Annotated in this window: 1 protein-coding gene and 1 pseudogene; both read left to right on the plus strand. The window is 72.6% G+C overall.

The window, feature by feature from the left end:
• A partial coding sequence (locus tag IH13_RS0133190; RefSeq protein WP_031090339.1) for an ABC transporter permease occupies window positions 1–479 on the plus strand: 479 nt, incomplete at its 5' end.
• 2 nt (window positions 480–481) lie between these two features.
• Window positions 482–591, plus strand: a pseudogene (locus tag IH13_RS46280) (iron ABC transporter ATP-binding protein); the annotation flags it as partial.

Consider the following 591-nt stretch of genomic DNA (forward strand, 5'->3'; position numbering starts at 1 on the left):
TGTCCGCCGTCCCCGTCGGCTTCGGCTTCCTGATCACCCTCGACGAGCCGCCCCTCGACCTGCGGACCAGCTGGATCCTCGTGCCGCTCGCGCAGGCGCTGGTGGGGGTCCCCTTCGTCGTACGCACCATGCTGCCGGTGCTGCGCGCGGTCGACGAACGGCTGCGGGAGGCCGCCGCCGTCCTCGGCGCCTCGCCGCTGCGGGCCTGGCGCGAGGTGGACCTGCCGCTGGTGCGCCGGGCGGTGCTGGTCGCGGCGGGCTTCGCGTTCGCCGTCTCACTGGGCGAGTTCGGCGCGACCGTGTTCATCGCACGGCCCGACAACCCCACGCTCCCGGTCGCCGTGGCGCGGCTGCTCGGGCGGTCCGGGGAGCTCAACTACGGCCAGGCGATGGCCCTCAGCACGATCCTGATGCTCGTCTGCGCGGTGTCGCTGCTGCTGCTCGAACGTATCCGCACCGACCGATCCGGGGAGTTCTGAGAATGCTGGCACTGGAGTCGGCCACGGTCAGGTTCGGGAAGCGGACCGCGCTGGACGCCGTGGACCTGGAGGTCGCCGACCACGAGATCGTCTGCGTGCTCGGCCCCAGCGG

It is taken from the genome of Streptomyces sp. NRRL WC-3549 (assembly GCF_000721935.1).
GTDB lineage: Bacteria > Actinomycetota > Actinomycetes > Streptomycetales > Streptomycetaceae > Streptomyces.